Below are 14837 nucleotides of genomic sequence, written 5' to 3' on the forward strand. Positions count from 1 at the left end.
CTCTAGCTTGCTTCTATCACGAACACCACCCTTATCAGCGCTTGATGCAAGCTTTGCATAAGCCTTAAGAGCAAAGGTGATATCTCTGTCTCTGTTTTCTGGCTGCCATGCCTTGTTGCCACGTGCTTCCATCTTTGCACGTCTTGCAGCTAACTCTTCATCAGAAACATCCATAGAAATTGTTCTGTTTGGAATATCAATCTTGATAATATCATTTTCTTCAAGAAGACCTATGTTACCGCCGTTAGCAGCTTCTGGTGAAACATGACCAATTGAAAGACCTGATGAACCACCAGAAAAACGACCATCAGTTACAAGAGCACACTTCTTTCCATGACCTACAGACTTAATATATGATGTTGGATATAACATCTCCTGCATACCAGGACCACCACGTGGGCCTTCATAACGGATAATAACAACATCACCTTCTTTAACCTTGCCACCAAGAATGCCTTCTACACCTGCTTCCTGGCTTTCAAAGATTCTTGCAGGGCCAACGAATTTAAGGATAGAAGAATCAACACCAGCAGTCTTAACAATACAGCCGTTTTCAGCTAAGTTGCCGTATAAAACTGCAAGACCGCCATCCTGAGAGTATGCGTGGTCTAAATCATGAATACAGCCGTTAACACGATCAGTATCTAATTTATCTACAGTATTTGACTGGCTGAAAGCCTTGATATTGTATTTGCCACCTGCACATGCTGAATAGAATCTCTTTACATCAGCATCAGTTGTCTTTTCAAGATCGTACTTATCGATCTGCTCACCTAAAGACATGCCAAGAACGGTGCGGCTTTCAAGATGCAACAGGCCTTTCTTCTTTAACTGAGCCATGATATTCATGATACCACCAGCATTGTGGAGATCTTCCATATGCCAAAGTGGAGTAGATGGTGACATCTTACAGATGTGAGGGATCTTTCTTGAAAGACGATCAATATCCTTCATTGTAAAATCAACACCAGCTTCCTGAGCAACAGCTAATAAATGAAGAACTGTGTTGGTTGAACCACCCATTGCAATATCAAGAGACATTGCATTTTCGAATGTATCCTTTGTTGCAATTGAACGAGGCAGTACAGAATTATCACCCTGCTCATAATGAGCTTTAGCCATTTCAACGATTCTGTGTGCAGCCTTAACAAATAATTCTTTTCTAAATGCATGAGTTGCTACTAATGAACCGTTACCAGGTAAAGATAAACCTAAAGCTTCTGTTAATGAGTTCATTGAGTTAGCAGTAAACATACCAGAACATGAACCGCATGTTGGGCAAGCTGCAGATTCCACTGCTCTTACTCTTTCGTCTGATACGTTTGGCTCAGCTGAAACGATCATTGCATCAATCAGATCAACCTTATGATCGCAATCATCCATTCTTCCTGCTTCCATAGGACCGCCTGAAACAAAAATTACAGGAATATTCAGTCTCATAGATGCCATCAGCATACCTGGAGTAACTTTATCGCAGTTTGAAATACAAACTAAAGCATCAGCCTTGTGTGCATTTACCATGTATTCAACAGAATCAGCAATAATATCACGGCTTGGCAGTGAATAAAGCATACCGGTATGCCCCATTGCAATACCATCGTCGACAGCAATAGTATTAAATTCCTTAGCAATACCACCTGCTTTTTCAATTTCCTGAACAACAAGCTGGCCTACTTCGTGTAAATGAACGTGACCTGGAACAAACTGAGTAAAAGAATTAGCAACAGCAATAATTGGCTTACCAAAATCGCTGTCTTTTACACCTGTTGCTTTCCATAAAGCACGGGCACCTGCCATAATCTTGCCTTCGTAGGTAACCTTTGAACGGTAATTGTTTGCCATAAAACTTTATTCCCTTGATTCTCTTGAATATACAGTATTATCAAATACTGAAAATTGACTATCTTTAAGCGAAAATGACCCACTACTAGTGGGTCATTTTACTAGAAGCTATTATTTGTTGACTGGAGTTAACCAACCATACTTGTCCTCAACTTCGCCTCTTACGATTGCAAAGAATGCATTCTGTAATTTCTCAGTTACAGGACCTCTATAACCACAACCAACATCGATACCATCTACTGAAGCGATAGGTGTGATTTCAGCTGCTGTACCAGTGAAGAACATTTCATCTGCAAGATATACCATCTCACGAGGAATTGGCTGAGTACGAACCTCATAGCCTAAGTCCTGTGCAACCTTGGTTACAGCATCTCTTGTAATACCAGGTAATAAACCAGAAGTATTTGGAGAAGTATATAAAACGCCATCTTTTACAAAGAATACGTTCTCGCCTGAACCTTCTGAAATATAACCATTTGTATCTAATGCAATTGCCTCAGTGTAGCCGTTGTTTGTACACTCATTTGCAATCAGAATTGATGACAGGTAGTTACCTGCAGCCTTTGCTTCTGTAGGAATTGTATCAGGAGCTAATCTTCTCCATGAAGAAATACATACCTTAATACCCTTCTTTAAGCCTTCTTCACCAAGGTAAGCACCCCATGGCATTGCACATACCATTGCATCAGCGTTAACGTCTTTCTTGAACTTAACACCAAGACCTACTTCACCCATAAAAATTAATGGACGAATATAACCGTACTCAAGACCGTTCTCTGAAATAACCTTCTTACAAGCATCCATGATTTCCTCTTTTGTCTGAGCAATAGGGAAACGGTAGATCTTTGCAGAATTAAATAAACGATCAATGTGTTCTTTTAAACGGAAAATCTGTGGACCATTCTTGGTTGCATAGGCACGAATACCCTCAAACACGGCAGAACCGTAGTGTAATGCGTGAGCTGTAACGTGAACCTTAGCGTCTGCCCATGGAACCATCTTGCCATTGAACCATATATACTTGGTATTATCTGCCATTTTATTTTCCTCAATATACTGGACTTTCTATATAAACAATATTCAAGATTTTATCACTTATCAAAGATATCTTTTCATTTTGCAGTGATAAAAATGAATCAAAACCTTACTTAATATTTTGCAAAAAATTGCTCTTTTCAAAATAAAAAAACTGAAATCAGTATACACCAAAAAATGAAACATAGTTATAATTATGTTCGATTTTTTGCAAAAATAACATTTTTGTTATTTTTTGGTAAAATGGTCACGTTTTATGTTGTTTGAATAGGGAATTATTATGCTTTCCTTTTTACCATCTCCAGTAATTTTACTTATAAACAGTATCCTTATATCGCTCAATGTAATAATCATTGCTACCCCAATGATGCTACTTGGCATAATAAAGTTCTGTCTGCCTTTTGATGCAGTTACAGTTCTAATTGAAAAAACAAATTATCACTTATACAGAACATGGGTATTTTTTAACCGCTGCATTATCAGGCTTACAAATAATGTAACCTGGCATATAAGTGGGGATAATATTCCTAAGACAAAAAAATCCTGTATCGTTGTTTCAAACCACTTAAGCTGGCTTGATATTCTATTCATGGGATGCGTATTTAAAGGTAATATTCCAACAACCAAGTTCTTCATGAAGCACTCCTTAATTTATATACCATTTGCAGGTCTTGCCTGCTACGCATTAGGAATGCCATTCCTTAGAAGATATCCAAAAGAAAAGCTTCTAAAGAATCCAAAACTTAGAACCAAAGATATAGAAACAACAAAGGCTGCATGTAAGAGACTTATCAAATTCCCTGCAACTTTAATTAACTTTGTAGAAGGCAGCAGATTTACTAAAGAAAAGGCAAAGAAAGCTAAATCACCTTATAAGTATCTGCTTCCTCCAAAAGCTGCATCTCTTGGTGTGGCAATATCTGAAATTGGACAGGAAATTGAATATCTATTTGATGTTACATATTTTTATCCTGATAATCAGAAAAAAGCTTTCGTCGACATGATGAAAGGTAAAATCAAGAATATATATGTAAATGTAGATATTTTAAAAGTTGATGAGACCCTAAAAGGTAATTATCTAGAAGATAAGCAGTTTAAACACGATTTTACAATGTATGTAAGATCATTGTGGGAAAGAAAAGATGCTCTTCTAGAAAAGATGCATAATGATTATGAGTCAGAAAAGAATAAGAAATAAGTAATAATTTCTTATAGGACATTGAAGACAGGTCTTACTTTTGTAAGACCTGTTTCATTTTTAAGGCAGTGTTAATAAATAGTCAATTAAAGATACATAATCTTCAACTGATTCAATATCTTCAGAAATTATCAGATATTTTCCATTGATAACAAGCTCTGGAACTGCCTCAATTTTATATTTAGATGTAAGTTTATCGAACTGAGCAACTCTACCTAATGTAACAAATGAGTTGTAATCAGCATTTACCTTATCAGCTGAAATTCCCATTCCCTCAAAGATCTTTACAAAATACTCATGATCCTGTGGGATCTGCTCTTTTTCGTGTACCTGTGAGAACAGTCTTTTTGAGAATTCATCTTCAATACCCATATTTTGAGCTACAACATAGCCTTTTTGAGATTCAACACCGATTTCTCCACCGATTAAGCCAACAGGATTAAGCTCAAACTTTGCTTTGTCTTTAAATTTATAAGCTATTGACTTAAAATTTTTTCTCATTGAATAACAATGGCTGCAGTAGAAAGAAAAGAACTCTCTGATTTCAGGAGTCTGTGTCTTTTCCTCAGATACAATCTTGTAATCCTTATCTAACTTATAATCTTTTGCAAAAGATGGAACTGCAATTGATAAAGCTAATAGTGGTATAACAAAATATTTTGCAATTTGAATGAACATTACTCTTCTTCCTGTCTTTCAAAAGTTAACAGACTTGCTGTTTTGTCCCAGAACGAAACAAATGATCTCAAATCTTTTGGAGATCTTCTTTTTGCTTGAACGCCAAAACTAACAAATCTAAACAGCAGTCTTACTAAAAGATTGCTACAAGCACACAATTTACAAAGAATATACAGAGACTTCACCTGTCGCCTTGTAATTTTTAAATGTTTTTTTCCTGCCAGATCATATTTATGAATTTTCTTTAAGGTAGCTGTTGCCATAACTACATTCAATAGGCAGAACATTCTTATTCCATAAGAGGATGCTGGGATCATCTGAATAAAATCAATTGCATCTGTTAAATGCCCCTGAGCATATTCAATATATTCACTTCCCTGCTTTGTAATTGAATCTTCAGAATTATCTGCTACAGGCAGAAAAGATACGCCTCTTTTAGCATCTTCCGCTCTATCTTTTAATATGTTTGTAAGCTGCAATCCTTCGCCAAAACTTACTGATAGATTGAGCAGAGCATATTTATCAATTTTTTTGTTGCTATATGCAAACAAAGCTGCAAGTAGTTCGCCTACAACACCTGCAACGAAATAGCAGTATCTGTCTACATCCTGAAGTGAACTTATAGTAATACCATTAATACTTCTTGCCATACCAAAACTTAAAATGGCTACTCCTCTGCTTAATATTTCTCTTACCTTTAATGGATACTGTCTTGTTCTTTCAATAACTAAAATCATATCTTCTAAAAGTGCATATTCCTCTTTTTTTGCACCTTCTTTAGTAATTGATAAGGCCTGTTTATGGAGAGTTAATAATGATTCTTCATCAGAAAAATCGTTATGACAGAACTGAGCAAAGCGATTGAGCCAGGATACTTTTGAAGATGGATGAGCTTTCGGATCATCTTCAATTGTATCTGCGATACGACACAAAAGGTATGCGTTTGAAATATAATCAACTAAATCAGATGGAAGAAATGGAATGGTAAGAGCAAATGTTCTTGAAACATTCTTCAGATGCTCTTGTTGTCTTTGTAAATCAAGATATGACTGTTCCATAAAATTCCAACTATAATTGATTAGCCAGTATTTTATTATACTAACAAATCATATTACATATAAGGTACAAATTTCATGAAAATGGATGTTAATGACAAAAGAACCCCACAAGGAAACTTGTTGCTAAGAACACTAGCAATGCCAGGAGATACTAATCCTTATGGAGATATATTTGGTGGCTGGATTATGTCTCAGATGGATATTGCAGGAGCTATATTAGGCAGAGAAGTTGCAAACGGACGTGTTGTGACAGCTGCAGTTGAGGGGATGTCGTTTTTAAAACCAGTAACTGTTGGTGATGTGGTTTGCTGCTATGGAAAATGCATTCATGTCGGAACCTCATCAATGAAGATACACCTAGAAATTTGGGTTAAAAAGCTCATTGAAAGTGAAACAAATGAACATGCTGAAAGAGATTTAGTAACTGAAGCGAATATTACTTATGTTGCTGTGGACAAGTTCAAAAGACCAAGGCCTCTTCCTGCTACAGCAAAGATTGTTGCAGAAAAAGGAATTGATGCAGCTTCAGTTGGATTGAATCCTGACGGAACAATTAAGGAAGGCTGTTTGTTCTAAGTTTTTCTTCTGTTAATTCTCTGATAGCCTTAAACTCAAGCTCTACAAACAGAGGAAAATTATTCTTCAAATGATTGGTGTTGGTGACTCGACTTCTGTGAAAAGTGCCAACAATAAAAACGCATAGGTGCTCTACTGCAAGATCAATTATTAAATCTGAAGGTAACTGACCTTTTGATACGATATTCTTTAGAGCCTTTGCTATCAGCTCATTTTTTTGAACACGTCTCTGTTGCATCATCTCTTTTAATTCAGGATTTGATCCACCGTTAAAAATCATAATAACCATGGAAATTAAAGTTGAATTTAATAAAGCAATGTTTTTTTCATCGCACAGAGCTGACAGCCACTTTTTCAATTTTGATAATGGATTATATGAGTTTGGATCACAAGCATCATTTAGGTATTCCATTCCAAACTGTTCTTGCTCAAGGCTCTCTAAAAGAGACATTAAAAGTTCTTCTTTGTTCTCAAAATGCCAGTATATTGCGCCTCTGGTACATCCTGCACCTTTTGCTATATCAGACAAACTTGTTCTCTCAAATCCCCTTCTGCTAAAAAGTCTTTGAGCAGCTTCCAAGATTTTTTTCTTTGTCTGCATTGCATTTTCTAAAGTACGCCTTGGCATTTCATTTCCTCACCTATACAACTTGTATGTATATTATCATAGCAAATTAGCTTTTATACAGATGTATTGGCCTAATAAGTGAAAAAAAGTAGTAAATAATCTCTTTTACATACATATTTCGTACTATTGCCTATTACATAAAAATCTATTTTCTAAGATAATATTCTTTTATCAGAGAATTATTCTTTATAAAACATGGTTGTATTTATATACAAATAAAAGAATTCTTTTGAAGGAAAAAATCCATGGACAAGACAAATTTAAAAAAGTATCTTCTATCTAGTTTTGTTATTGCATCTCTTTCCCTTACATCAGCATGCGGTAAGGCACCTCAGCAGCAAAACGGAGCTATGCCTGTTGACGTTTATGAGGTTGTACAGAAAGATGTTCCTGTTATCTCTCACCTTTCAGGAAGAGCAAATCCTACAAGAAAGGCTGAAGTAAGACCTCAGGTTTCAGGAATTCTTCAAAAGAGATTATTTGAGGAAGGTGCTATTGTTCAGCAAGGTCAGCAGTTATATCAGATTGATCCAAGCATTTACGAGAATAATGTAAAGTCAGCAAAAGCAGCTTACGAAAGTGCAAAAGCATCTCTTATTCCTTTAAAGCGTAAGGCTGAAAGATTTGCTAGTCTGTTACAAGATAAGGCTGTAAGTAAGCAGACCTACGATGAGGCTGAGGCTGCATATCTTGCTGCAAAAGCTGCAGTTCAATCTGCAGAAGCATCCTTAAACAAGGCTAATATCGATCTTGCTTATACAAAGGTATATGCACCTATCACAGGCACAATAAGCAGATCAAACATCACTGAAGGTGCTTTAGTATCTGCAGGTCAGGTTACACCGCTTACAACTATTCAGCAGCTTGATCCAATCTATGTAGACTTAGGTCAGACTGCAGAAGAATATATTGCATTACGTCAGAATCTTACAACAGGTAAGCTGTTAAATGACGGAAAGGCAAAAGTTTCAATATTCTTCTCAAATGGTATCAAGTACAAGCATGAAGGAACTGTTGAGTTTACTGAGGTAAGCGTTGATGAAACAACCGGCATGGTTAACCTAAGAGCAATTGTTCCAAATCCAGAACATGTAATTCTTCCAGGTATTTTTATCAGAGCTGAAATTAATCAGGGTATAACTCCAAATGCTCTTTTAGTTACAGCTGAAGGCGTGATCAGAGAAGCTAACGGAACAACCTATGCTTACATTGTTGATGAGAAAGGTCTTGTTGCAAAACAGAAGCTAGAATTAGGTGGCCAGATTGATAACAATACATATGTTGTTCTAAGAGGCCTTAAGGTTGGTGACAAGGTTATTACATCAAATACACAGAAGATCCGTGTAGGTGTACCTGTAACCCCTATCGACGCAAAAATGAAAGCAGCTATGCAACAACAGCAGATGAATCAGCAGAAGAAATAATTATAGGATAAAAGAAAATGGCTCGTTTCTTTATCAATAGACCTATTTTTGCATGGGTTATTGCTATATGTATCATGTTGGTAGGACTGTTCTCAGTTAACACTCTACCTGTATCGCAGTATCCTACTATTGCACCACCTTCAGTTTCTATTTCTGCAAACTATCCTGGTGCTGACGCTCAGACCGTTGAAAGATCTGTAACTCAGATTATTGAGCAGAACATGACTGGTCTTGATGGTTTCATGTACATGTCTGCAACATCTGATTCTTACGGTTCAGCAAGAATCAACATTACATTCGAACCTGGTACAAATCCTGATATTGCTCAGGTTCAGGTTCAGAACAAGATGCAGCAGACTCAGTCTCAGCTACCATCAATTGTTCAGCAAAACGGTATCGACGTTTCAAAATCAACTGACTCATTCTTACTGGTTGCATCATTAGTTGTAAATGATGGTGAACATAAATCAGCTGACGTTGCCGACTATCTTGAATCAAACCTGAAAGAGCCTCTTTCTCGTGTTGATGGTGTAGGCTCTTTACAGCTGTTCGGTTCTAAATATGCAATGAGAATCTGGCTTGATCCTAAGAAACTAAATAATTATTCAATTGGTGTTAATGAAATTTCTGCTGCAATTCAGGCACAGAATGCTCAGGTTACCTATGGTTCTTTAGGTGGTATGCCAGCATCTCCAGGTCAGATGTATGCATACTCAATTACCGGTCAGAAGCGTTTAGAAAACGTTGAACAATTTGAAAAGATTCTTCTTCGTGTTAATCCAGACGGTACAAAGGTATATCTAAAAGATGTAGCAAGAATCGAGCTTGGTTCTGAAAATTACAACTTTGAAGGCCGATTAAACGGTAGGCCATGTGCTGCACTTGCTGTAAAGCTAGCTTCAGGTGCTAATGCTCTTAAAACAGCTCAGAATGTAAAAGAGACAATCCAGAAGTTCCAGCCTTATTTCCCAGAATGGGTTGATCTTGTTTATCCATTTGATACAACTTTATTCATTGAAGTTTCTATCAATGAGGTATTCCATACCATGATTGAAGCAATCATTCTGGTTGTCTTGATCATGTATCTGTTCTTACAGAATTTCAGAGCAACTCTGATCCCTACCATTACAGTTCCTGTTGTTCTTTTAGGTACTTTCGCTGTAATGCAGGCTTTCGGATTCTCTATTAATACCCTAACAATGTTCGGTCTGGTGCTGGCAATCGGTCTGTTGGTTGACGATGCTATTGTTGTGGTAGAAAACGTAGAGCGTATTCTCAATGAAGAGCCAAATCTTACACCAAAACAGGCTACCGTAAAGTCAATGGAAGAAATCACTGGTGCACTAATTGGTATTGCTCTAGTTCTTTCTGCAGTATTCGTACCTATGGCATTCTTCGGTGGCTCTACTGGTATTATTTACAGACAGTTCTCCATTACTATCGTATCAGCGATGGTTCTGTCAGTTGTCGTAGCAATTATCCTTACACCTGCACTTTGTGCAACAATTCTTTTACCACCTTCTGAGAAAGATGCGCAAAAGAAGGCTACATGGTTTACAAAACTCAATGATAAATTTGATAGCCTGTATGCACCTGTAAGAAAGGTCATTGCATTATGGAACAAATTCTTTGCTTATATTTCTAAGAAGTATCAAGAGCATGTAAATATTATCGTAAAACGAATAGGCAGATACATCTGCTACTATTTTGCAATTATTGCTGTTCTATGTTTTGGCTTTACTAGAATTCCTAGTGCATTCTTACCAAGTGAGGATCAGGGTGTTCTGTTAACCATGGCTCAGTTGCCAGCAGGTTCAACACTTGAAAAAACAAATAGCGTTCTTTCTCAGATTAAGGATTACTTCCTAGGTGCTGAAAGAGAAAATGTTGAATCAATCATGCTTGTTTCTGGTTTCTCTTTTGCAGGTAGTGGTCAGAATGCCGGTATGGGATTCGTAAAACTAAAGAATTGGGATGAAAGAAAGAGAGCAGATCAGCACGCTGATGAAATTCAGGTTCGTTCTTATATGCCTTTAATGGGCGGTATTCGTGACGGTCTAGCATTCGCTTTCAACTTACCTGCAATTCCTGAACTTGGTACAGCAAACGGTTTTGACCTATTCCTTGTTGATCAGTCTTCTCAGGGACATGATGAACTCATCAAAGTTAGAAATATGTATCTGTATGCAGCTTCTCAGTCACCTTTAGTTGTTCAGGTAAGACCTAACGGCATGGACGATACTCCTCAGTTAAAACTGAACATTGATTATGAAAAGGCAATGTCTCTTGGAGTTACTCCATCTGCTATCAATACAACTATTTCTGCTGCATGGGGTTCTGCTTATATTGACAACTTCATGGACAGAAACAGAGTTAAGAAGGTTTATCTTCAGGCCGAAGCAAAAGACAGAATGTCTGAATCAGATCTTTCTAAGTGGTATGTAAAGAGTAACTCAGGTAACATGGTTCCATTCAATGCATTTGCATCTTCTGAGTGGAGTTACGGCTCACCAAGATTAGAAAGATTTAATGGTACTGCAGCTGTTGAAATTCAGGGTGCAGCAGCTCCTGGTGTGTCCTCAGGTCAGGCTATGGCTGAAATGCAGAGACTTGCAGATGAGGTTTTACCTCCAGGCTATGGTATTTCTTGGTACGGTGTTTCTTATCAGGAACAGTTAGCTGGCGCTCAGGGTCCTGCACTATATCTGATTTCACTACTTGTTGTGTTCCTGTCACTTGCAGCTCTGTACGAAAGCTGGTCAATTCCTTTCGCTGTTATGCTAGTTGTGCCTCTAGGTATCGTTGGTGCTATTATTTCAGCCATTCTAACTCAATACCTACCATTCAAAACAGTACTAGCTAACGACGTTTACTTCCAGGTTGGTCTGCTTACAACAGTGGGTCTAGCATCAAAGAATGCTATTTTGATTGTTGAATTCGCAAAAGACCTGTATGACAATGGTGAACGTCTGACAGAAGCTGTTATTCACGCAGCAAGATTGAGATTCCGACCTATCTTAATGACCTCAATGGCTTTTATTCTTGGCGTTGTACCTTTAGCAATCAGCTCTGGTGCAGGCTCTGCAGGACGAAATGAAATCGGTATCTGCGTTATCGGTGGTATGTTAACAGCTACTGTACTTGCAATTTTCTATGTTCCTGTATTCTTCGTACTTGTAATGAGATACTTTACTAAGTATGTACCAGCTGAAGTTAAGCAGAAGATGAATGAAAAGAAACAGGAAAATCTGAAATCTCAGATCGAATCTGCTAAAGATTAGTTTTTGAGAAATCAAAGTTAAGCCTCGGACTTTTAAGTTCGAGGCTTTTGTTTTTCTATCTGGTGGCGATATAAATTAAATCATCATTTATATCAATTAAAAATGGAGATAATGCGTAAGGACCGTGGTTGATTATATCTAACATTAAAGTCTTATCATCACCTTTATCGCCGCCTGAGAATTTATCAGGGAATAGTAAATTTAACTGCTCTATATAAAGTGCATCTGACAGAATTGCACTAGAAACAAGATTTCTTGTTCTTCTTATAGAAACTGCAAGTCTATATGCAATCTGTAAACTAATCCCCTTATATCTGTCAGATAACAGTTCTACAGCATTATCCTTGCTTAAGGTCAGAAGAGAATAGCTCTCACCATTAACAGAAACACTCTTTGCATCAATAAGTCTTAAGAGCTTTGATTCAATAAGAGCATTTGCATAAAGTTTATCAAGTAATAGCAAATAATAATCAGAAGATGTATCAATCAGCTGATAATGCTCCTTGCTTATTAGTGGAGACAGCACAATAGCATCCTTTTTGCTATTTTGCATGAAGTCATCAACTTTCTGTCCTGATTCTAAAAGTGGTTCATAATAAGAACAAACGAGCCCCTTCTTTTTTAACAGATTGAAAACAAATGAATAGGAAAGGGTATCGTTAATACCATCAGGAGCAGATAAATCCTCTGGATCTAATTTAGATGACAATACATTATTAAACAGAGCCTTATCTGATACTTTTGATACAAGAGAATAGGTTGGAAGAATCAAAGAGAATTTTTCAATATAAATTCCATCTCTTAAATTTGACTCTATATCATGGCTTCTTGTGTTAACGAAAGCTGAAAAAATTGCATTTGCAAATGTTGCTGAACTAACATCTCTAATTGAGTTTAATCTGCTTATTTTCTGAGAAATCTTGGAAAAAATAAGATATACAGGAATCTGACCTAAATGTATCTCATGAAAATCCTCATTCTTGAGTAATTCTGAATCAATCCACTTATCGTGAAGTTCAGAATTTACAGCTAAAATATAATGTTCACCATCTTTACTTGTATAAAGTTCCCATTTATCTGTGCCATCCTCATATGAAGAAATGACAATTCCGCTTGAAAGTTTGTAATCTTCAGGAAATAAAAGAGAATCATCTTCATCAGAGATTAAAAACTTACTTTCATCAACAATATAGTTATTCATGATTCATTCCAATAATTATTTATTTGATCTGAAACTATTTTATCCTTATAGAGAAAATTTATTACCTTATATTTGATAAAGGTTTTCATCTATAGTTTCAAAAGATCGGAGTTTTAATATAATATACAAACCTTATGAATTTTGGCTAAAAAAATGGTACTCTGGAGGCCCGCTTATATTCTCAACCTTTTGAGATAAGCTTGTGGAGATAAGATGAAAGAAGTTGCTCTATTTTATGGAACATACACTGGAATCACTGGTGAAATAGCTCAGAAAATTGTAAATGAGCTGGGCGCTGACAAAGTGGATATTTTTAATATCTCACAGAGTGGCGAAAAAATGAACGATTACAACAAGTTAATAATCGGTACTTCTACATGGAGTATTGGCGAATTACAGGAAGATTGGAATGATTTCATGCCAAATCTTCAGAAAATGGATTTTACAGGTAAGACTGTAGCTCTGTTTGGAACAGGAGATCAGGTTGGATATCCTGATACTTTCCTTGATGGTATGGGAATGTTATATGAAACATTCCAGTACAGAGGAGCAAAATTTGTTGGTTTCTGGCCTACAGTAGGTTATGACTTTACATCTCCACTTCCACTACTGGATCATGATCATTTTGTTGGTCTTGCTATTGACGAAGATAATCAGCCTGAGCTGACAGATGAAAGAATTAAAAAGTGGTGCGAACAGATAAAACCACTTCTAGGTCTATAAACATATACGGTTCATACTTATTCCTATTTTAAGCAGGCAGTGTTAATAACTTCCTGCTTTTTTATTATCCAAATTGCCTAATATTAGAGCAAATTCTCAAAAGATTTCATATTAATAGCAAAAAACATTATAATAGCGAGCAAATTTGGTGCATAACCTAAAAAATTTATTTATATTGGAGAATTTTATGAGTTCAGATCGCATTGGATTTGCCTCTAAACTTGGTGGCTTACTTGCAGCTGCAGGTTCAGCTGTTGGTCTAGGAAACATCTGGAGATTTCCAACTCAGGCAGGTGAAAACGGCGGTTCAGCATTCCTTATTGTTTATATTGCAGTTATTCTGATTTTTGGTATACCTTTATTAATTTCAGAATTTGCAATTGGTCGCCATGCAAGAGCTAACGTGGGTAACGCATATAGCGTTCTGGCTCCTAATTCCTGGTGGAAAATTATAGGAATTGGTTCTGTTTTTGTAGCATTTACTATTCTTACTTACTATAACGTTGTTGTCGGATGGGTATTCTACTATACGGCTGAAGCAGTAACTGCAGGTTCATTTTTATCAGTTCATGATGATGGTACTTTAGGAACCTCTGCAGAATTTTTCGGATCATTTGTATCTAATCCGTATAAACCTTTAATCTGCCTATTTATTGTAACAGCTATCATCCATGTTGTTATTGTATCAGGTGTTCGTAAAGGCATTGAAAGATCATCAAAGATCCTAGTTCCAGCTCTATTCATCATTATGATTATGCTTGTAATCTTCTCTGCAACAATGCCAGGTGCAGCAAAAGGTTACGAATTCTTATTTAAGCTAAACTTTGACGATATTACCCCTGATGTCGTTCTATCTGCAGTAGGTCAGTGCTTCTACTCATTCTCTCTTGGTATGGGTCTTGTAACTTACGCTTCTTACTTCAGAAGAGACGTTAACCTAAATAGAATAGCTCTATCAGTTGCATCTTTAGATACTCTAGTTGCAATTCTAGCAGGTCTGATTATCTTTCCGGCAGTTTTCTCTGTTGCAGGCATGTCACCAGCTCAGGGTGCAGGACTTGTATTCATTTCACTGCCAAATGTATTCAACTCAGCATTACATGATCATGCTTTCTTGAACTGGTTAATTCCAAGTGCATTCTATGGAATCCTGTTACTTGCAGCATTAACCTCAACTATCTTCTTACATGAGG

At 36.7% G+C, this 14837-nt stretch carries 12 protein-coding genes; 6 read left to right on the forward strand and 6 right to left on the reverse strand.

All coding sequences use genetic code 11. The annotated features are described in order from the left end of the window. Positions 1-1842 (reverse strand): dihydroxy-acid dehydratase (ilvD, locus tag ACJML3_RS02655; protein ID WP_406020367.1); only part of this gene is annotated, 1842 nt, incomplete at its 3' end. Between the two features lie 111 nt (positions 1843-1953). After that, positions 1954-2880: a branched-chain amino acid transaminase gene (locus ACJML3_RS02660; protein ID WP_406020368.1), complete on the reverse strand. Its 927-nt coding sequence runs from the start codon at positions 2878-2880 to the stop codon at positions 1954-1956. A 277-nt stretch (positions 2881-3157) separates the two neighbouring features. Here ACJML3_RS02660 and ACJML3_RS02665 point away from each other — a divergent pair, with 277 nt between their 5' ends. Continuing rightward, positions 3158-4075 (forward strand): acetyltransferase, encoded by a 918-nt coding sequence (locus ACJML3_RS02665; protein WP_406020370.1) that lies wholly within the window; start codon positions 3158-3160, stop codon positions 4073-4075. 60 nt (positions 4076-4135) lie between these two features. Here the strand turns inward: ACJML3_RS02665 and ACJML3_RS02670 are convergent, their stop codons facing one another. Together ACJML3_RS02670 and ACJML3_RS02675 are read right to left on the reverse strand one after the other, a co-directional pair. Further along, a complete protein-coding gene (locus ACJML3_RS02670) occupies positions 4136-4753 on the reverse strand; it encodes a thiol:disulfide interchange protein DsbA/DsbL (protein ID WP_406020372.1) in 618 nt (205 codons plus the stop codon). Beyond that, the gene (locus ACJML3_RS02675) at positions 4753-5811 is read right to left on the reverse strand and encodes a squalene/phytoene synthase family protein (protein WP_406020374.1); all 1059 of its coding nucleotides are present in this window, start codon (positions 5809-5811) and stop codon (positions 4753-4755) included. The genes ACJML3_RS02670 and ACJML3_RS02675 overlap by 1 nt, the downstream gene beginning before the upstream one ends. A 75-nt stretch (positions 5812-5886) precedes the next feature. Between ACJML3_RS02675 and yciA the strand changes: the two genes are divergently transcribed. Further along, positions 5887-6387: an acyl-CoA thioester hydrolase YciA gene (gene yciA, locus ACJML3_RS02680; RefSeq protein ID WP_406020376.1), complete on the forward strand. Its 501-nt coding sequence runs from the start codon at positions 5887-5889 to the stop codon at positions 6385-6387. Here yciA and ACJML3_RS02685 read toward each other — a convergent pair. Continuing rightward, a complete protein-coding gene (locus tag ACJML3_RS02685; protein WP_406020378.1) occupies positions 6365-7015 on the reverse strand; it encodes a TetR family transcriptional regulator in 651 nt (216 codons plus the stop codon). The genes yciA and ACJML3_RS02685 overlap by 23 nt on opposite strands. Positions 7016-7260: 245 nt before the next feature. Here ACJML3_RS02685 and ACJML3_RS02690 point away from each other — a divergent pair, with 245 nt between their 5' ends. Next, positions 7261-8439: an efflux RND transporter periplasmic adaptor subunit gene (locus ACJML3_RS02690; protein WP_406020380.1), complete on the forward strand. Its 1179-nt coding sequence runs from the start codon at positions 7261-7263 to the stop codon at positions 8437-8439. A gap of 17 nt (positions 8440-8456) precedes the next feature. Beyond that, positions 8457-11720: an efflux RND transporter permease subunit gene (locus ACJML3_RS02695; RefSeq protein ID WP_406017473.1), complete on the forward strand. Its 3264-nt coding sequence runs from the start codon at positions 8457-8459 to the stop codon at positions 11718-11720. A 55-nt stretch (positions 11721-11775) separates the two neighbouring features. Here ACJML3_RS02695 and ACJML3_RS02700 read toward each other — a convergent pair whose 3' ends face one another. Next, positions 11776-12921, reverse strand: a complete 1146-nt coding sequence (locus ACJML3_RS02700) for a hypothetical protein (RefSeq protein ID WP_406020382.1) — start codon at positions 12919-12921, stop codon at positions 11776-11778. A gap of 213 nt (positions 12922-13134) precedes the next feature. Between ACJML3_RS02700 and ACJML3_RS02705 the strand changes: the two genes are divergently transcribed. Continuing rightward, positions 13135-13644: a flavodoxin gene (locus ACJML3_RS02705; protein WP_406020384.1), complete on the forward strand. Its 510-nt coding sequence runs from the start codon at positions 13135-13137 to the stop codon at positions 13642-13644. Between the two features lie 187 nt (positions 13645-13831). Beyond that, positions 13832-14837: sodium-dependent transporter (locus ACJML3_RS02710; protein ID WP_406020385.1), on the forward strand; the 1006-nt coding region annotated here is incomplete at its 3' end.

Origin of the sequence: Succinivibrio sp., from assembly GCF_045124615.1 — a bacterium.
In the GTDB taxonomy this organism is placed as follows: Bacteria; Pseudomonadota; Gammaproteobacteria; order Enterobacterales; family Succinivibrionaceae; genus Succinivibrio; species Succinivibrio faecicola.

What these genes read in the sequence shown, in the direction of transcription:
- ACJML3_RS02660 (WP_406020368.1), bottom strand. Translation starts at nt 2,880, where the DNA reads ATGGCAGATAATACCAAGTATATATGGTTCAATGGCAAGATGGTTCCA.
- ACJML3_RS02665 (WP_406020370.1), top strand. Translation starts at nt 3,158, where the DNA reads ATGCTTTCCTTTTTACCATCTCCAGTAATTTTACTTATAAACAGTATC.
- ACJML3_RS02670 (WP_406020372.1), bottom strand. Translation starts at nt 4,753, where the DNA reads ATGTTCATTCAAATTGCAAAATATTTTGTTATACCACTATTAGCTTTA.
- ACJML3_RS02675 (WP_406020374.1), bottom strand. Translation starts at nt 5,811, where the DNA reads ATGGAACAGTCATATCTTGATTTACAAAGACAACAAGAGCATCTGAAG.
- yciA (WP_406020376.1), top strand. Translation starts at nt 5,887, where the DNA reads ATGAAAATGGATGTTAATGACAAAAGAACCCCACAAGGAAACTTGTTG.
- ACJML3_RS02685 (WP_406020378.1), bottom strand. Translation starts at nt 7,015, where the DNA reads ATGCCAAGGCGTACTTTAGAAAATGCAATGCAGACAAAGAAAAAAATC.
- ACJML3_RS02690 (WP_406020380.1), top strand. Translation starts at nt 7,261, where the DNA reads ATGGACAAGACAAATTTAAAAAAGTATCTTCTATCTAGTTTTGTTATT.
- ACJML3_RS02695 (WP_406017473.1), top strand. Translation starts at nt 8,457, where the DNA reads ATGGCTCGTTTCTTTATCAATAGACCTATTTTTGCATGGGTTATTGCT.
- ACJML3_RS02700 (WP_406020382.1), bottom strand. Translation starts at nt 12,921, where the DNA reads ATGAATAACTATATTGTTGATGAAAGTAAGTTTTTAATCTCTGATGAA.
- ACJML3_RS02705 (WP_406020384.1), top strand. Translation starts at nt 13,135, where the DNA reads ATGAAAGAAGTTGCTCTATTTTATGGAACATACACTGGAATCACTGGT.